We start from the raw sequence: 17,741 nt of genomic DNA on the forward strand, positions 1-17,741 counted from the left end.
TCACCAACCCACGACGTACTTGCTCACACCGCGCACGGCGACCTGCGGCTTCCAGGCGATCTCCCCCGTGACCCGCAACCCGGGCATCAGGTCCAGCAGCGCGCGCAGCGCCTCCTGCAGTTCGACGCGGGCCAGCGCCGCGCCGAAGCAGTGGTGCGCGCCGTGGCTGTACCCGAGGTGCGGGTTCTGCTCGCGGCCGAGGTCGAGCGTGTCGGGCTCACGGAACCGCGCGGGGTCCCGGTCGGCCGACCCCAGCGACACCAGCACCCCTTCGCCCGCCGGGACGAGCGTGCCGCCGACCTCGATGTCCTCGGCCGCGTACCGCGGGAAGACCGAACCGGACATCAGCGGCACGAACCGGGTCAGCTCCTCGACCGCGGACGGCACCAGGTCCGGGTCGTCGAGCAGCCGCTGCCAGCCGCCGGGGGTGTGCAGCAGGACGTCGACGAAGTTGCCGACCTGCGCGGCGGTCGTCTCGTGCCCGGCCAGCAGCAGCGAGTTGCCGAGGTCGACCAGCTCGTCCGCGCTGATCCGGTCCTCGTCGTCCTGGGCGCGGATCAGGGCGGAGATCAGGTCGTCGCGCGGCTCTTCCCGGCGCGCCTCGACGAGGGACGCCATGTAGCCGCGGAAGGCCGCGTGGTTGGCCATGAACTCTTCGGGGCTGATCGGCGTCGTCGAGAACACCCAGTCGGTCCAGACGCGGAACTTCGGCCGGTCCTGCGGGGGCACGCCGAGCAGCTCGCAGATCACCTGCACGGAGAACGGCAACGCGAACTGCTCCACGAGGTCCGCGGTGTCACCCTGCTCCTTGAGGCCGGAGAGCAGCTCACGCGCGAGGTTCCGCACCCACGGCCGCAGCTGTTCGACGCGGGTGGCGGTGAAGGCCTTCGCCACGAGCCGCCGCAGCCGCGGGTGGTCGGGCGCGTCCAGGCCGAGGATGCCCATCTCGGCGCGCATCGGGATCACGCGCGGCCAGTCGTGCTGCGTGCCGAGCTGCGTCGAGAACCGCCGGTCCCCCAGCACCTGCCGCGCGTCGGCGTAGCGGGTGACGAGCCAGCCGGGTTCGCCGAAGGGCAGCCGCACCCGGGTCAGCCCCGGCCGCTCCCGCGCCTCGGTGTAAGCGTCGTCGAGCGCCAAGCCGTCGCCGTGGTTGAACGGGTAGGACACAGTGGTATCCACCTGACCCCTTTCGCCGGTGCCCGGACGGGCGGCACGCTAACACCGGTGACACTGGGGAATTCCCGGGTATCAGACGTGGAAGTCCCGCAGCTTCGGCCACAACGTCGCCCAGCTCTCGGCCCGGCCGGTGGCCAGCCACAACGGCAGGCCCTGGCTCGTGTTCGCGATCCCGAGCCCCTCGTCGATCGTGCCGACGCGCCGGACGTTCGCGAAATGCCCTTGCAGCGCCAGCGGATCCGGGCCGGCGTAGAGCACGCTCGTCGCCGAATCGGGCGGCGTCACGAGCGAGTGGTAGCCGCGGTTCGGGCTCGCCGGCTCCGGCAGGCCGAGCGCCGGGCCGTAGTGGTCGACGGCACTGGCCTGCCAGTACATCCGCGTCACGATCGCCGTGTGGGCCGGGTCGGGCAGGGCGTGGTAGGTCTTCGCGATCGACGCCGTCACCTCCGGCCAGCCGACCTCTTCGGCGGCGAACACCGACTTCGGCAGCCCTGGGTGGTCCCGCAGCCACGCCTGCGGCCAGATCGGCAACGTCGTCGGCAGCATGATCAGCACCGTGAGCAGGTACACCGGCCAGGTGGCGGCCCACCGCCACCAGCGCGCCGCCCGCCCGCGCTCGAGCTCGACCGCCGCGGCCGCCCAGCACACGCCGTAGAGGCCCGCGACGTAGTACTGGCGCCCGGCGACGACGACGAACAGCACGGTGAGCCCGGCGGTCGTCCAGCCGAGGAACCGGTATTCCCGCAGCTCGGGTGCGCGCAGCAGCCGCCAGCCGCCGTACCCGAGGAGCAGTGCCGCGACCGGGAGCCCGGTCAGGGCGAGCATGACCGGCAGGATCATCGCCCGGCCACCCGGCATCGCCGCGACCTCCTGCGAGATCGCCGTGCTCATGGCCAGCTGGGGCCGGCCGTGGGTGGCCTGCCAGACGAGCGTCGGCACGACCGCGGCCACCGCGATGAGCCCGCCGAGCCACAGGGCGGGCCGCCGCAGCAGGTCGCGCGGGCCGCACGCCAGCACGGCGATCACGGCGACCAGCCAGAACGCGCCGATCAGCAGCTTGGTGTTCAGCGCTACGGCGGTGACGACGCCCGACCACACCAGCAGGCCGTCGGCGCGGGTGCGGACCCAGCGCACGAGCAGCCACACCAGCAGCGTCCACAGGAACGGATCGAAGGTGGACGTCGCCAGGTAGTGGCCGCTCGCCACGAACTGCGTGGACACCGCGAACGTCGCCGCGCCCAGCACCTGCGCCCGGCGCCCGCCTCCCATCTCCCGGGCGATCAGCGCCGTGAGCACCACGGACACGACCATCGCGGCCATCGCCGGCAGCCGCAGGACGAACACCGAGCCCGGCGCGATCGCCTCCATCGCCCGCGCCAGCAGCGGCACGAGCGGTGGCTGGTCGGCGTACCCCCAGGCCGGATGCCTTCCGGCGGCGAGGAAGTAGAGCTCGTCCCCGAAGTAGCCGTACCGCCCCGCCACGGCGATCAGCAGGAGCCCGAGCAGCCCCGCGACGACGAACACGGGCGTCCGCGCGAAGGGCGCCGTGTCCCTGACCTTCCGGGGGGCCGCGAAAAGGGCGGTCAAGGTCACTCCCATCGAACGAACCGGGCGACGAGCACCGAGCACGCTACCGGCGGAAGCACCGGAACTTGCCTAGTCTCCGCTTGTCAGGCCCCGCCCTCGGCCGGTGCCGTGCGCCGTTCGAACCAGAGGTGGGCGAGCACCACCAAGGCCATGCAGGCCACCAACGTCCGGCCGCCAAGACCGTGGGCGAGCAGGCCGAGCAGGAGCGGGACCACGATGCCCGTGATGATCCGCGAGATCGTCCGCTGCATGTCGGAGCTGCGGCTGGCCACACCGGTGATCACACCGAGGGCGAAGTAGGTCGCGACCGCGCCGCACAGCAACCAGCGTCCCTGCCCGGGCAACGGATCGGACCCGTGCTTCATCACCGACGAGAGCGACACCGCCACGGTGGCGACGACGCCGGTGACCAGGCAGTGCAGGCCGAGCGCCGCGCGGGCGGGGATCCGGCCGGCCCGCAGGTGCGGCAGGCCGGCGTACCCGAAGACGACGGACAAGCCGAACATCCCGGCCGGCAACACGAACGACGCGAGTCCGGTGGCCAGGACGCCGACGTCGTAGTGCGCCTCGGCCGCGGCGCCGATGACCTGCACCACCGATTCACCGAGCACGATGATCATGAAGAGCCCGAGCCGTTCGGAGAAGTGCGCCGGATCGACCGACACCCCGTGGATCACCGGTAGCTTCCCCTCGGGGCGTGCGCCATGCCGGGTACCTGCTCGCGTAGTGAGTGCCGTCTGGGCTTGCTTGAGGAGCTTGTCGCCGGACACGGCCAGGATCAGCAGCAGATCGAGCGCGATCCCCACCGCCCAGAGCACGAGCGTCCACCGCCCGTCGACCCAGATCGACGCGATCCACGGCAGCAGCCCCGCCGAGTACTGCACGACCGGGAAGTCCAGCAGCACTTCGCCCCGGCGCCACGACCGGGACCCGTAGACGCGTGTGGCGATGTAGGCGATCGCGAAGACGATCGGCGGGTGGGTGTCGCCGTCGTGGCCGAGCACCGAATGCGTGACCCCCGGCACGGACGCGACCATCACCCCGAGGCCGAACATCCCGATCATCAGGCGGACCACGCGGGTCTTCCCGGCCGCGACGTTGCTGTACAACATGAACGTCGTCCACGACAGCCAGAAGGCCAGGAACAGCAGCGTGTAGAGACCGAGCGCCGCGGCGTCCGGTTCGGACCCGAGCACGTGGGCCAGGGCCGCCACGCCGGCCACGACCACCAGGTCGAAGAACAGCTCGGCCCAGCTCGCGTGCCGCTCGGTCCTCGCGTCCTCGGCTTCGTCAGGGGTGTTCACGGACCTGGTGACTCCTTGCGAAGGATCATCGGATCAGGCCTCGTCCAGGGACCGCAGACCGTGATCGATGAAGTCGATCATCCACGTGAAGCTGTCCTCGACACCGACGTCGATCCGGAATCCGCCGGCCACTTCCAACGTCGCGAACCCGTGCAGCATGGTGCGGACCATCCGCAGGACGTGGATCTCCTGACCGGGGCCGATGTCGTACCCGCGCACCATGGCCGCCCAGGAGGCGAGCACCCGGTCGACCACCGCGAGGAGCGGGTCGTCGGGCCCGGTCGAGCGGGCGGCGTTGCCCGCCGCGTACCGGCCGGGGTGCTGCTTCACGTACGTCCGCATCGCCTGGGCGCCGGCGGTGAAGGCGTCACTGCCCGCCCGGCCCTGGGTCGCGTCGCGGATGGCGTCGGCGAGCTCGTGCCCGGACTGGACGGCGATGCGGTGGACGAGGTCGGCCTGGCCGGCGACGTGCTTGTAGAGCGAGGAAGTCCGGACCCCGAGCCGCTCGGCCAGCAGGCCCATGCTGAGCTGGTCGAACCCGACCTCGTCGGCCAGCGCGGCCCCGGCCTCGGTGACCGAGGCCGGAGTGAGCCCGGCCCTAGGCACGGGTCAGCGTCTTGGCCAGGAACGGCTGGGCCAGTGCGACGACCTGATCGGGCGTCTGGACGTGCAGGTAGTGCCCGGCACCCTCGACGACCGCCAGTTCACCGAGACCGCGCGGCAGGTCGGCGACGATCTTCTCGCCCTCGGCGCGGGGGTCGGCCCAGTCGGGGTCGGCGCTGCCCTCGATGATCAAGACCGGGCACGTGACGTTGGCCAGCTGGGCACCGGCGTCGGCCGGGCTGGTCTTGCACATGGCCTGCAGCACCTTCATCCGGCCCGGCTCACGCAGCTTCGCCGCGATGCGGGCCGACTCGCCGTCCCAGTCGGCGGGCTTGACCGGCAGCGCCACGTCGAGGTACTTCAGCCAGCTCTCCAGCCTCCCTCGCAGCATGACCTGCGCCATCTGCGTGTAACCGGCCCGGAACCGCTTCACCCGCACCAGTCCGCCGAGGTCGAACGACTGCGCACGGGTGAACGGCGCCAGCTCGATGACGCCGGCGATGAGATCGGGCGCGGTCGCGGCCGCGATGGTAGCGGCGCCGCCGCTGATCGACTGGCCGATGATCACGGCCGGACCACCCAGCTGACGCACGACGGCGACCAGGTCACCGGCGATGTCGGTCCGGCTGTACCCGTCCCAGCCGACGCTGGAGTCCCCACAACCACGGACGTCGACGTTGGCGACCCGGTACCCCTGCGCGGCCAGGGCCGGGGCGAGGAAGCGGTAGGAGTGCCGGCTGTCGCCGATGCCGTGCGCCAGAACGACAAGAGGTCCTTGCCCGGTCACGTCGTAGGCGAGGGTGTTGCCGGCGATGTCCAGGTACTCGGTCATGACGTTCTCCGCAACGTTGGCTAACTCTGTTCGCCGTCAAGCTAATGCAATTAGCCAACGGACGTCAAGCCTCCGGGGATTCGACCATCCGAGTGGTGACGCAGACCGCGGCACGCCGAGTGCGCGTGGCCAGGGCGGTGGCCGTCGTCGGCGCCGTCGACGACCCAGGGCGGCCAGCCAGATCGGGAAGGTGATCGACGACGCCGGCAGCGCGTAGCTGAAGGAGCCTCGCCCCGACGGCTTCGTCCCGACCACCGCCTTGGGACCCGCTGAACCATGAGGACGCACGGCCCGCTCCGAGATGATCCGGCGGCGCGGCCGCTACCTCGGGCGCAGGACCGTCATGAAGAGCTCGCGCCGGACAGCGAACCCCAGCGTCTCGTACAACCTGATCGCGTTCGTGTTGGTGGCCGCCACGTGCAGGAAAGCCCGCTCTCCCCGGCCCGCGATCCCGGCGATCAGCGCCCGCACGAGGCTGCTGCCCAGCCCCTGGCCCCGGTGGTCCGGAGCCGTGCACACGGCGCTGATCTCCACCCAGCCGGCGGGACGCATGCGCTCCCCCGCCGCGGTGCAAGCCGCCTATCACGCACTCGCCGAGACACGCCCGTTCGGACGGATCGTCCTGCACCCGCAGGCGTAGCCGCCCAGCGATCACCGGCCTTCAACGCCGGCCCGGCGGACGTCGAAACCGTGGCACCTCATCCGGCCGGGAGTCCCAGCTGCCGTCGTTCCAAGTTCGAGCGCACGACGCGGAGCGCCGCTGAAAGCGCTGTCAGCTCATCAGCCGCGACCGCCCCGCCGAGGATCTCCTGAATCGCCGCCCGCCAGACAGGCTCCGCCCGGGACACGGCCGATTCGCCCGCCGGGGTCAGCGCGAGCAGGGACGAGCGGCGGTTGGCCGGGTTCGGGCGACGCTCCAGCCAGCCCTGCTTCTCCAGGCGGTCGACGATCTTGCTGGTCGTTCCGACACCGATCGCGAAGGCGGCGGCGAGATCCGCGACGCGGGCGTCCGGGTGGTCGCGGACATGACGCAGCAGCTCGAAGTACCCGCCCGCGACACCGGCCTCCGCCTTCACGCGGTCGGTGACCGCGTTGTAGAGCCGCGTCTCCACCCGGACGAGGTCGGTGAACAGCGTGTCGAGAGCCACAAGATCTGCCGCTGCACTATCTGCCATGGCATATACTGTACTGGCAGGAACTCCGGAGTGGAAGGCAGGACGATGTCCACAGATCAGCGTGAACGCCTGGACGCGCAGCTCCGCGGCACCGGCGTCGGGGCCGAGCAGTCCGTCGCCGAACTCCGCGAAAACTTCGTGAAGCTGACGAACCCGCTGCCGGTACCGGAGGGCATCCACACGCGCGAGACGTCCTTGGGCGGACGCCCCGCGCTGCACGTCAGCCCGGACACCGAACCCGGCTCCGGGACCCTGCTCTACCTGCACGGCGGGTCGCACGTCGTCGGCTCGCCCCGCACGGCACTCGGCCTCACCGCGGGCCTGGTCGTCAGAACCGGGATCCCCGCCCTCTCCCTGGACTACCGGCTGGCGCCGGAGCACCCGTTCCCGGCGGACGTCCAGGACGTGGTCACGGCCTACCGCGAACTCCTCGACCGAGGCCACGCGCCCGGATCGATCGCCTTCGCCGGCGACTCCGCCGGCGGCGGGCTGACGATCACGGGCGCACTCGCCGCGCGCGACGCCGGACTCCCCGTGCCCGCCGCGATCGTCGCGTTCTCACCAGGCCTCGACGCGACCCGGACCGGCGAGAGCATCGTGACCAAAGCGGCTGCGGATCCCCTGCTCGACCGCGCCGGCCTCGACCGCATGAGCAGCTTCTACGTCGCGGACCAGGACCGTCGCGACCCGCTGCTCAGCCCGGCGGTGACCGCCGACCTGACCGGCCTGCCGCCCATTCTGGTGCAGGTCGGCACGAACGAGATGCTCCTCGACGACGCCCGCCGGCTCGCCCTGCGCGCGTCCGACGCGGAAGTCGACGTCGTCCTCGACATCACCGCGAAGGTCCCGCACGTGTTCCAGTCGTTCACCGGCCTGCTCGACGAAGCCGGCGAAGCCCTCGACCGGGCCGCGCTCTTCCTGCGCCAGCGCGTCCGCGGCTGACACGCTCCGAGACTCGCGGATCAACCGAAGGACCGGCTCGCGCGTGAGGGGTTCGGCGGGGTCCGCGCGGGCCCCGCCGGTTCACAGGGGAGGAAACGTGGGAGCAGGACTGAAGTTACTGGCCGCCGTCAGCGTGCTGGCCATCGCCGCACCGGCGACGGCGTCCGCGGCGGAGCTCGCTCCGGCCGCGGTGTGCCGGGTGACCGAGCTGCCCGGGTCGGTCGCCGGGGAGGAGGTCTACCCGGCCGATACGGACGACCACGGCACGTTCGTCGGTCTCGGCCGGTCGCACTTCGGCGACGACGAACACGGACTGCTGTGGCGCGACGGTGTCACGACGGACCTCGGGACGTTCGTCCCGTCCGCGATCAACTCCCGCGGGGTGATGGCCGGTTCGCAGTTCGCCGACGGGACGCGGCACGCCGCGATCCGGTCGGCCGGCGTGACGACGTTCCTGCCGGAGCCGGGCGAGCCGGGCTCCGGGGCGACCGGCGTCAACGCCCGCGGCGACGTCTCGGGGTACGCCTGGGTCGGTGGCCTGTCCCGCGCCGTCGTCTGGCCGGCGGGCACGCGGACGCCGCGGGTGCTCGACAACGGGCCGGTGTACACGATGGCTCTGAAGGTGGACGACCGCGGATTCGTCCTCGGCTCGGCGGGGTTCGCCGGCGACGAGGTGCAGACGGTCTACCGGCTGGACGGCACGGTCGTGCGGTCGTTCCCGGTGATCGGCCCGGGCGGGCACCGCGCGTCGGACCTGGCGGGCGGCGTGCTGATCGCCGACCGCGGCGGCGCCGAAGGCGACGAGCTCACCTTCATCGACGTGGTGACCGGAGGTGAGCGCCCGTTGCCCGACAGCACGTACGCCCAGGGCGGAGTCCTCACGGCGAACGGCGTGGTCGCGGCGAAGAACCGCTCCGGGTTCCCGGCACGCTGGAAGCACGGCCGCCAGCTGCAGCTGCCCCAGCTGGGGACCACCTACCCGCTCTACCCGACCGCGATCAGCGCGGACGGGCGGCAGATCGCGGGGGTCAGCACCGACAACACCCGGCAGATCGGCACGCTCTGGACGTGCCGGAACTGACCTCGCACCCGCCGGGCCCCAGCCGCTTTTCGGCTGGGGCCCGGCGGGATCGGCGAAGCCGCTCGCCAGGCACGCAGAGCCGCGTCCGGCCGAAGAAGTGGCCGCGCCCAAGGCCGCGAGCACCGGGCAACAGCACCAGGCGATGCAGCCCGGCCCGCCCCACCCGCGAGAACCGGCGGCCGGTTCTGCGGTGTGGAAGGTTGGCGCCATGACAGTGCCTGCGCTTCCCGAGGAGTCCTTCCACCGCGTGCTCTGCGTCGTCGCGCACCCTGACGACATGGAGTACGGCGCGTCCGCGGCCGTCGCTCGCTGGACCGCGCGCGGCATCGAGGTCGGCTACCTCCTGCTCACCCGCGGCGAAGCCGGCATGCCGAACCCTCCCGAGGAGACCGCACGCCTGCGCGTCGCCGAGCAGCGGGCCGCCTGTGCCGCCGTCGGCGTCACGCACCTGACCGTCCTCGAACACCCGGACGGCGTGCTCGTCTACGGCCTCGACCTGCGCCGGGACATCTGCCGGGAGATCCGCCGGTTCAAGCCCGACGTCGTCCTCGGCACCGGCTACGAGATCGAGACGCCCTTCAGCTTCGACCAGGCCGACCACCGCGCGGCCGGCCTCGCGACGCTCGACGCGGTGCGCGACGCGGGCAACCGGTGGGTCTTCCCGGAGCAGGTCGACGACGAGGACCTCGAACCGCACTCGGTGCGCTGGTTGATCCTCCCCGGGCTGGCCGGCTTCGCGACCCACGGCGTCGAGGTCACGGGTGAGCCGCTGCGCCGCGGCATCGCCTCGCTCGAAGCGCACGCCGCGTACCTGGCCGCGCTCCCGGACCACCCGGCCCCGGAGGACTTCATCCCGAAGTTCACCGCGATGAGCGGCAAGGCCATGGGCGTCGAGCACGCCGTCCTGTTCCGCGCCCACGACCTGCAGGCACCACCGGAGCTTCTCCCTTCCGGTCAGGAGATGCATAAAGAATTAATATAAATCTGCTATGCTTCGGGCATGAGTCGCCGAGACGCCGCGCGCGGCGCTTCCGATGCCATCGGGTCCGCCCTCTACGGGCTGGCCACCAGGGCCGTGAGACGTCTTCCCCGCGACATGAGCCTGACGTCCGCCGCCACCTTGGCCACCCTGGACAAGACCGGCCCGCGGCGGATCACCGATCTGGCGGTGGCCGAGGGCGTCACCCAGCCCGCGATGACCGTCCTGGTCCGGGTGATGGAGGAAGCCGGACTGGTCGAGCGGAAGGGCGATCCGTCCGACAAGCGGGTCACGCTGGTGTGCCTGACCGAGGCCGGCGCGTCGTACGTCCGGACGCGACGCCAGGCGGGCGTCGACGCGTACGCGCGGTTGATCGACGAACTCACCGGTGACGAGGTCGAGGCCCTGGCCGCCGCCCTCCCGGCGCTGCGGCACCTGGCGGAGCTGGAAACCCACGCCCGAGAAGGGGCGGACCGGTGACCGAGGCCCAGACACGTTCCGAGGCACGTCTGCTGGTCCCCGCCCTGATGTTCATCGCCCTGGTCGTGGCGGCGGTCGCCAGCCTCGGGACGCCGCTCATCACCAGCGTGGCGACCACGTTCCGCGTCTCCCTCGACAGCGCGCAGTGGACGCTGACCATCGCGCTGCTCAGCGGCGCCGTCGCCACCCCCGTCCTCGGCCGGCTCGGCGCCGGGCCGCACCGGCGGGCCACGATTCTCGCCACGCTGGCGATCGTCGTCGCCGGCAGCGCGCTCACCGTGCTGCCGCTGCCGTTCGCCTGGCTGCTCGTGGGCCGAGCGGCCCAAGGCGCCGGGCTCGGTCTCACGGCGCTGATGATGGGCGTGGCCCGCGACCACCTCCCCGAGGAGCGCAGCGCGGCCACGATCGCCCTGATCTCGGTGGTCTCCATCATCGGCGCCGGCGTCGGCTACCCGCTGGCCGCGCTGCTCGCCGAGTTCGGCGGGCTGCGGGCCGCCTACGGCCTCGGCCTGCTCGTCACCGCCATCGCCTTCGTGACCGCGTGGCGCTCCATGCCCGCGGCTCCCGCAGGCCGCTCCGCCCGCGTGAACGCGGCCGGTGCGCTCGTCCTGGCGGGTGGGCTGTTCCTCGTCCTGTTCCTGGCCGGCGAGCGGAGCCTGTGGAGCCGGCACCTCGCCGTGGCGGTGGCCCTTGCCGTCGCCGCCGTGCTCCTGCTCGGCGTCTGGGCCGTTTCCGAACTGCGGACCAAGACGCCCCTGATCGACGTCCGGGCGGTGCGGCACCCGGCGGTCGCCGGGGCGAACATCGCCATGTTCGTCGGCGGCAGCGGCATGTACCTCCTGCTCACGCTCATCACCCGCTACGCGCAGACGCCGCACAGCGCCGGTTACGGCTTCGGGCTGACCACCTTCGTGGCGGGGCTGGTCCTCATCCCGTTCTCCGTGCTGGGGTTCGTCGCCGGCAAGCTCACGCCGTGGGTCCGGAAGCGGATCGACGGCCCCCTGCTCCTGGCCGTCAGCGCCGCCATCGTCGGCGGCGGGTTCGTCCTGTTCGCCACCGCCCGGTCCACCGTGGCCGAACTGCTCGCGGCCATGGGCGTGCTGGGTTTCGGCGTCGGCAGCTTCTCGGCCGCCATGCCCGGCGTCATCCTGGCCGTCACCCCCCAGAGCGAGACGTCGAGCGCCATGAGCTTCAACTACGTCGTCCGCAGCGTCGGCTACTCCCTGGGCAGCGCCATCGGCGGCCTGATCCTCGCCGCGGGCACCGCCACGGACCGCCTCTTCCCCGACGACAGCGCCTACACCACCGCGGCGCTGGTCGGCGTCGGCGCCATGGCGATCACGACGCTGACAAGCCTCGCCCTCGCCCGGCGGCGCTCGTCCGAGACCACCCCGTAAGTTCGTCCCGACACTGGAGGTTCCCATGCCCAAGGGCTACTGGGTCAGCGTCTACCGCTCCATTTCGGACCCCGAGAAGCTGGCTGCCTACAACAAACTGGCCGGCCCGGCCGTCAAGGCCGCGGGCGGGCGGGTGCTCGCCCGCGACGGCCGGGTCGTCGCACACGAAGCCGGAATCGCCCAGCGCACCATCCTGATCGAGTTCGACAGCTTCGACCAGGCCGTCGCCGCCCGCGCGAGTGCGCCCTACCAGGAGGCGCTGACCGCACTGGGTGACGGCGTCGAGCGCGACTTCCGCATCATCGAAGGCCTCGGCTGACCGGCGGGGACCGGGCACGTGGCCCGGTCCCCGCCCGTCGTGCTCGAGCCGCGGTGTCACTTGGGCTTGCGGCTGTCGCTGAGCCGCCACGAGTCGGCGTACTCGAGACCCGCACTGGCGTCCAGCCCACCCAGCTTCCCGAACATCGGCATGGTGCCGATGCCGACACCCACGCCACCCCACCACTTCCCGCTGTCCCCCTCGCCGAAATCTATGCTCCCGACTCCGAGCGGAATGCTGACGGCCCAGCCCGTGCCGCCGAGATCTTCGACCGTCCCCTCGGCGATCTTCAAGCCGTAAGTGGCTCTGACGCCGACGGACGGCGACATGGCGATCTTTCCGGACGCCGAGACGCCGTCGCCGTACTTGTCGATTCCGTGGCACACCTCGACCGAGGCGACCGCGGCGGCACCGGCGGCTCCGGTGAAGCAGTCGGCGATCGTGAAGTGGTCGAAGAACTTCTCCTTCATCTCCTCCTTCCACTCGTACGCCTCGCGGATGGGACGGAAGAACTCCTCGATCAGGTTGACGTTGGGGCCGTGCCCGGGAGGCGTCGCCGCCTTCTTGGCCTCGGCCTGCACGGCCTTGTCGGCTCCGCACGCCGCGCTGATGCCGGACGTGTCGAACAAACCGCCCTTGCTCTTGCACGAGTCGGGTGTGAGCTGCCAGCTCGGGACCACGCCACACGCCTTGCCCGGGGTGCAGCCGATCGTCGGCCGAGGGCCCTTGTCCTTGGCGATCGGCCCGATGAACAGCTTGTTCTTGGGCAGGGTCAGGCCGGGGTTGGCCGGGGCGGCGATCGACGGCGGGATCCAGCTCACCGGCGGGTTGTAGGTGCTGGCCGGGCTCGTGTTGGGGGCCCAGCCGCCACCGGCGCACTCGCCGTCCGGGCACATGGTCCGGGTCAGCCCGCTCGGGTCGCTGTAGGTGACCGGGCTGTTGCCGCTGTAGGCGTAGCCGTTCATCTGCTGCGGGTCGGCCAGGGCCAGCACCGGGTCGACCGAGGCGAAACGGCCGGTCGACGGGTCGTACTCGCGGGCGCCGAGGTGGGTCAGCCCGGTGCTCGCATCGGTGGTGCCACCGACGAATCCGCGATCTCCGGGCCACGCCGCCGACGTGCCGCGCGGGCCGCCGAACGGCAGCTGACGGCGGCGGGTGACGTTCTGGCCCGAGTCGATCGCGATCTGCCCGGTGCCCTGGTGGTCCGCGGCCAGCCAGGTCAGCGGGCCCGTGTCCACGCGCGTCGCGATGGTCTTGCCGCCGAACGTGTAGTACCGCGTCACGATCGGGTTGCCGCCGCTGCGGTTCACCCGCACTTCCTGGTTGCCCAGGTAGAGGGTGGTCGCGTCGGGGTCGCGCCGGATGAGCCGGCCGTCACCGGCGTCGTAGCCGAACGACGTCTGCTTGCCGTCGGCGGCGGTGGAGGCGGCCAGGTGGCCTTCCTCGTCCCACGTCATCGTCGTCTCCGCGCCGGCGGTCTTGCGGCTCTTCGTGTTCCCGACCGCGTCGTAGCCGAACTGCTCGACCCCGGAGACGCCCGGTCCGCGGGTGGCCACGGAACTGAGCGCGTGGGCGTGGCCCGGCGTCTCGTAGGTGTAGTCGCGGGTGGTGGTGCCCGACGCCGTGTGCTGGACCTCGGCCCGCCGGTCGCCGGCCGCGTCGTAGCTGTACGAGTGCCAGTACGGTGCCGGGCCGCTGAGTCCGGCGACGGACGGCTCGCTCTGGCAGCCCGCGGTCTCCGACCAGGTCTGCGCCGCGGGCGTCCACGCCTCGGTGAGCCGTTGGAGCTGGTCCTGGCGGAAGCACTGGATGTCGGCCGCCGCGGACTTGTCGGCGACCGAGGTGATGGACCCGGCCGGGCTGTAGGTGTAGCGGACGTCGGACTGCATCGGCGACGGCACTTCGGCGTCCACAATGGACCTGCTGAGCCTGCGGGTGTTGCTGTCGTAGTAGGACGACAGCCAGACGTGGCCGGTGCCCGAGCCCAGCTGCATCCGTTGCACCTCGCCGTACCGGGTGTAGCTGGTCGCGCTGACGTGCTCGACGGTGGCCCCGCCGGCCTCGCCCGTGCTCGTGGTCGGCAGGCCGAGGTCGTTGTAGGAGTACGTGGCGGTCTCGGAAGGCAGGTCCCGCACGGCCGGATACGTCTCGCTGGACACACTGCCGTCCGGGTTGTAACCCACGTAGCTGTTGTAGGTGCCCGCGAGCAGTCCTTCCTCCGCCGGGATCGTCACCGAGGTGCCGGTGGGCTGGTACGACGGGTGGTAGCCGAGCACATCGTTGCGGTAGGCCCGGCCGCCGGCCCACCGCGTGGCCGACGCGATCCGGCCCTTGCCCAGTTTGACGGTGTCGTACGTCATCTCGGTGAGCTTCGTCCCGCCGATCCGGTCGAGGAACGTGCCGGTCTCCCGGCCGAGGCTGTCGTACGCGTGCGCGATCGTGACGCCCAGGGCGTCCCGGGTCGTGGTGAGCCGCCCGGCGTCGTCGTAGGTCTTCGTCGTGGCCCCGACGTCCGGGTCTTCGGCGCGGACCTGACGGCCGAGCAGGTCGTAGGTGTACCGCCAGACGGCACCGGCGGGACTGGTGAGGGTGGCCAGCGGCCCGGACGGGTGATAGGTGTAGCGCGTCGTCTCGTAGGAGGCGGACGGCGCGGGCGTGGTGTAGTGCCGCAGTTCGATCGTGCGGCCGCGGGCGTCGTTGATCGACGTCGTGGCGGTCCCGCCGGCCGGTGGAACCGTGTCGACCCGGTCGCCGCCGTACTTCTTCGTGGTGCGCCAGCGTTCGGTGGCTCCGCCGTAGTGGATCGACGCCACGGTGCGGCCGATGCCGTCGTACTCGGTGCGGGTCAGGCCGGGCACCGCGGCGTCGGCGGCGACCCACAGGGTCGTGTCCACCGGGCCGTCCTGGAAGTACGGCTGGGTCGTCTTCCAGACCCGGCCCTGCGAGTCGTACCGCGTGTCGGTCAGCAACCGGCCGCCGCCCTGGGCCGGCGCCTGCGCCTGCCGCGGCCGCAGCAACCCGTCGAGCAGTGCGACACCGCTGATCTCGTTGCCCTTCGGCCCGATCTTGGTCGTGGTCACCGCGGTCAGCGCGTCGTTGCGGATCTGGTAGGCGAAGGCGTAGCTGGGCTTCGGGTTGCCGGCCCTGGCCCGCTGGGGCAACCAGACCCCGGCCTGGCGGCCGAGTGGGTCGTAGGTGGTCTCGGTCTTGCGGAGGTTGGGGTCGGTGACCAGGGTCGGCAGGCCCCAGGCCGGGTGCAGTGCCTTGGTGGTCACCAGCCCGGCCGGTGCGGCGGCGATGCCGGGGCTGGTGGACGCGACCTGCGTGACCGGGCCGCCCACGGCGGGTGTGTAGGCGGTCTTCGTCTTGTCGCCCAGGCCATCCGTGGCCGCGATCACGCGGCCGTGCACGTCGTATTCGTTCGTGGTCGTGACATAAACGGGGCCGGTGGCCGGGCGCTCCTTGGCGGTCTTGACCGACGTCGCGTTGCCGTTGCCGTCGTAGGTGGTGACGACGTCCGAGACGGCGTCCCGCGGATACTGCGCGGTCTGTCCACAGCCGACGGCGTCGACCTGCACCCGGGACGGCAGGTTCATCAGCCATTTCGCCGGCTTGCGCTCGTACTCGGTGGTGGTGCACTGGTCGTCGTCGGTCCTGGTCACGTCACCGAGGTCGTCGGACTTCAGCGGCAAGCCTTGGTCGTCGTACGTGGTCACGGTTTTCGTGGTGAGCGTGCCGCCGGAGGCGAGTGCGGTGAAGAGCCGCTGGGTGCCGGCGAAGACGATGTAGGCCTGGTACTCACCGCGGGTCGCGGTCGGGCCCTTCCAGTCCGGGTCGGTGATCGTCTTGGTCAGCCTCGGCGGATCGGGCTGGTCGGACGGCACCGCCCGCTCGAAGCTCGACGCCTCGAACCCGAAGCCGCGCAACCAGTCCTTGTCGTCGCGCTCGACGCCCTCCGAGTCCTTCACCTCGGCCCCCCGGGTACCGCCGCCCGGTTTCCGATCGCCGTCCATGCCGCGGTAGAACCGCTGCTCGGTCATGCTCACCGGGCCGGCCGGGTCGCTCGGCGAGCCGGACCGGGTCCTGACCCGGCCGAAGCCGCGGAACTCGTTCCAGGTCTTCTTGTCCTCCTTGCCGAATTCGGAGGTGTCCCAGTGCCAGGCCGCGCCGTCGAGGTACTCGTACCGGGTGGACTGCCGGGTGCTGCTGGAGAGCCGGTCGGACTGCGTCACCTCGGTGACCACGTACTTGTGGAAGAAGTCCGTACGCTCCTCGTAGTTGCGCTTGGCCCAGCGCACCGGGAAGCAGCGCAACGTGTTCGTCTCCGGATGGTCCTTGTCGGGCAGGGGCCCACCCGCCGCGCATTCCGGGCTGTAGGTCACCGAGGTCACCCCGCCTGCCTCGGAGACGACACCGGTGAGCCGGTAGCGGACCAGCGGGGAGATGCCGTCCTCGACCGTGTCGACGCGGTTGGCGAACTTGGTGCCCTCGAAGGTGACCGGGGGCAGGGTGGTCTGGCCACCGACCAGTCCGGTGTGCGTGATCGCCTTGAGCCACAGCACGGCCTTCTCGCCGTCACCCGGGTCGGGGTACTGCTGGTCGAGTGTCCAGCGGTCCACGTCGACGGGCACGGTGCCGCCGAGGACCTGGGTGGTGATCGTGGACAGGCGCTTGGTCGAGTAGAACGACGGCGCGTGCTGGTCCTTGCAGGTCGGGGTGGCGCACTCGCCGTCCCAGAACACGTCCGGCCAGTTGTTCTCGTCGTCGCGGGAACAGGTGCTGCCGGGGACGCAGCGGTCGGCCGTGGCGAACACGACCCGGCCGCTCGGCGCGACGGCGGAGTCCTCCCGCAGGCCGTAGTCGACGCGCGCCAGCGTGCCGCCGCGGATGTAGGACACCGCGGTGTCCTTGCCGTTCAGGCCGTAGGAGTTGGCCTCCGGTTCGTAGAAGTACCGCACCACGTTGCCGTTGCGGTCGACGATCTTGTCCAGGTTCCAGCGCCACGCCTGCGCGCACTGCGACGTGGCGAACGATCCGCCGTGGCAGGGCTCGCCCGCGTCGTCGCCGAACACCGGGACGGTCCAGGTGGACTTGGCGTCCGGCTGCGAACCGAAGAAGTACTGGGTGCCGTCCAGCGCGGTGATCTTCCAGAACTCGCCGTTGTCATCGGAGTTCCCGGCGCCGTCGAGGCGTTCGACGCGGGAGCCGTCATCGCTTCTGGTGCGCCAGCCGCCGGTGTCGTCGTCGCGGATGAGCATCCCGCCGCCCCCGCTGTAGGCGGCCGTGGCGTTGTCGCTGCGCCAGCAGAGGTCACCGACCACGGGCGGCTTGACGTCGCCCTCGGTGTCGTCGGCGCAGCCGCCGTAGGACCGCTCGACGAACCCCGGGGAGAGGTCCCAGCCCTCACCGACCCAGGAGGGCTGGTTGTTGGTCGCGCTCGTCCGGCCGTCCACAGTGGACGACTGGTACGACAGCGCGAGCGACGGCGCCAGCCCGCCCGGCGCCGGCGGCACCCGAAGCGGGTAGGACCAGCTGAAGTCCCCGGTGTGCGGGGCGACCTCCCAGGTGGCCGACGGCGCCAGCGAGGTGGCCGTCGGTGTCCCCGCGCCCTCCTGCGCGGGCTTGGCGGGCTGGTTGCCGAGCAACGCGTCCGCGGTCGCCTGGTCCGTGGGCCGGGTCCCGACGGCGTCCGCGGTCACCGGCGTGGAGGCCGTGCCGGGCAGCTCGACCGACGGGCCCCCGCCCGCGGCCGCGGCCACCCCGGGCACGCCGGCGGCCGGCGCCAGTGTCACGAACAGCACCGCCGCCAGACCGCGGGTGAGCCCGCGACGTAACCAGGTCCTGCGCACAGAGTTCCCCTTTGGGT

13 protein-coding genes and 1 pseudogene are annotated in these 17,741 nt (G+C 71.7%); 6 read left to right on the plus strand and 8 right to left on the minus strand.

Annotated elements, in window-relative coordinates; genetic code table 11:
- The 7 genes and pseudogenes from MUY22_RS42745 to MUY22_RS42775 form a co-directional block, all read right to left on the minus strand.
- Positions 1-1,179 carry a cytochrome P450 gene (locus tag MUY22_RS42745; RefSeq protein ID WP_247053100.1) on the minus strand — a complete coding sequence of 393 codons (1,179 nt, stop codon included), beginning with the start codon at positions 1,177-1,179 and terminating at the stop codon, positions 1-3.
- Positions 1,180-1,248: 69 nt separating this feature from the next.
- Entirely contained in the window at positions 1,249-2,763 is a 1,515-nt protein-coding gene (locus tag MUY22_RS42750; RefSeq protein ID WP_247053102.1) for a glycosyltransferase family 39 protein, read from the minus strand.
- Between the two features lie 83 nt (positions 2,764-2,846).
- Positions 2,847-4,067 carry a low temperature requirement protein A gene (locus MUY22_RS42755; RefSeq protein WP_247053103.1) on the minus strand — a complete coding sequence of 407 codons (1,221 nt, stop codon included), beginning with the start codon at positions 4,065-4,067 and terminating at the stop codon, positions 2,847-2,849.
- A 33-nt stretch (positions 4,068-4,100) separates the two neighbouring features.
- The gene (locus MUY22_RS42760) at positions 4,101-4,673 is read right to left on the minus strand and encodes a TetR/AcrR family transcriptional regulator (protein ID WP_247053106.1); all 573 of its coding nucleotides are present in this window, start codon (positions 4,671-4,673) and stop codon (positions 4,101-4,103) included.
- Entirely contained in the window at positions 4,666-5,502 is an 837-nt protein-coding gene (locus MUY22_RS42765) for an alpha/beta fold hydrolase (protein WP_247053108.1), read from the minus strand. The genes MUY22_RS42760 and MUY22_RS42765 overlap by 8 nt, the downstream gene beginning before the upstream one ends.
- A 321-nt stretch (positions 5,503-5,823) precedes the next feature.
- Positions 5,824-6,057 (minus strand): annotated as a pseudogene (locus MUY22_RS42770) (GNAT family N-acetyltransferase); the annotation flags it as partial.
- Between the two features lie 143 nt (positions 6,058-6,200).
- On the minus strand, positions 6,201-6,677 hold the full coding sequence (locus MUY22_RS42775) for a MarR family winged helix-turn-helix transcriptional regulator (RefSeq protein WP_247053110.1): 477 nt from the start codon (positions 6,675-6,677) through the stop codon (positions 6,201-6,203).
- Positions 6,678-6,722: 45 nt separating this feature from the next.
- Between MUY22_RS42775 and MUY22_RS42780 the strand changes: the two genes are divergently transcribed.
- The 6 genes from MUY22_RS42780 (at position 6,723) to MUY22_RS42805 (ending at position 11,875) form a co-directional block, all read left to right on the plus strand.
- Positions 6,723-7,619, plus strand: coding sequence for an alpha/beta hydrolase (locus MUY22_RS42780; RefSeq protein ID WP_247053113.1), 897 nt, complete (start codon positions 6,723-6,725; stop codon positions 7,617-7,619).
- A gap of 97 nt (positions 7,620-7,716) precedes the next feature.
- Complete coding sequence (locus MUY22_RS42785; RefSeq protein ID WP_247053115.1) at positions 7,717-8,700, plus strand: hypothetical protein; 984 nt, start codon at positions 7,717-7,719, stop codon at positions 8,698-8,700.
- Between the two features lie 208 nt (positions 8,701-8,908).
- Entirely contained in the window at positions 8,909-9,682 is a 774-nt protein-coding gene (locus tag MUY22_RS42790; protein ID WP_247053117.1) for a PIG-L deacetylase family protein, read from the plus strand.
- A gap of 18 nt (positions 9,683-9,700) precedes the next feature.
- Positions 9,701-10,159, plus strand: a complete 459-nt coding sequence (locus MUY22_RS42795; protein ID WP_247053119.1) for a MarR family winged helix-turn-helix transcriptional regulator — start codon at positions 9,701-9,703, stop codon at positions 10,157-10,159.
- Positions 10,156-11,556: an MFS transporter gene (locus MUY22_RS42800; RefSeq protein WP_247053122.1), complete on the plus strand. Its 1,401-nt coding sequence runs from the start codon at positions 10,156-10,158 to the stop codon at positions 11,554-11,556. The genes MUY22_RS42795 and MUY22_RS42800 overlap by 4 nt, the downstream gene beginning before the upstream one ends.
- Positions 11,557-11,581: 25 nt before the next feature.
- Positions 11,582-11,875: a DUF1330 domain-containing protein gene (locus MUY22_RS42805; RefSeq protein WP_247053124.1), complete on the plus strand. Its 294-nt coding sequence runs from the start codon at positions 11,582-11,584 to the stop codon at positions 11,873-11,875.
- Between the two features lie 56 nt (positions 11,876-11,931).
- Here the strand turns inward: MUY22_RS42805 and MUY22_RS42810 are convergent, their stop codons facing one another.
- Entirely contained in the window at positions 11,932-17,724 is a 5,793-nt protein-coding gene (locus MUY22_RS42810) for an RHS repeat-associated core domain-containing protein (protein WP_247053126.1), read from the minus strand.
- Positions 17,725-17,741 lie beyond the last annotated feature (17 nt).

Origin of the sequence: Amycolatopsis sp. WQ 127309, from assembly GCF_023023025.1 — a bacterium.
Lineage (GTDB): Bacteria > Actinomycetota > Actinomycetes > Mycobacteriales > Pseudonocardiaceae > Amycolatopsis.

What these genes read in the sequence shown, in the direction of transcription:
- MUY22_RS42765 (WP_247053108.1), bottom strand. Translation starts at nt 5,502, where the DNA reads ATGACCGAGTACCTGGACATCGCCGGCAACACCCTCGCCTACGACGTG.
- MUY22_RS42775 (WP_247053110.1), bottom strand. Translation starts at nt 6,677, where the DNA reads ATGGCAGATAGTGCAGCGGCAGATCTTGTGGCTCTCGACACGCTGTTC.
- MUY22_RS42780 (WP_247053113.1), top strand. Translation starts at nt 6,723, where the DNA reads ATGTCCACAGATCAGCGTGAACGCCTGGACGCGCAGCTCCGCGGCACC.
- MUY22_RS42790 (WP_247053117.1), top strand. Translation starts at nt 8,909, where the DNA reads ATGACAGTGCCTGCGCTTCCCGAGGAGTCCTTCCACCGCGTGCTCTGC.
- MUY22_RS42795 (WP_247053119.1), top strand. Translation starts at nt 9,701, where the DNA reads ATGAGTCGCCGAGACGCCGCGCGCGGCGCTTCCGATGCCATCGGGTCC.
- MUY22_RS42805 (WP_247053124.1), top strand. Translation starts at nt 11,582, where the DNA reads ATGCCCAAGGGCTACTGGGTCAGCGTCTACCGCTCCATTTCGGACCCC.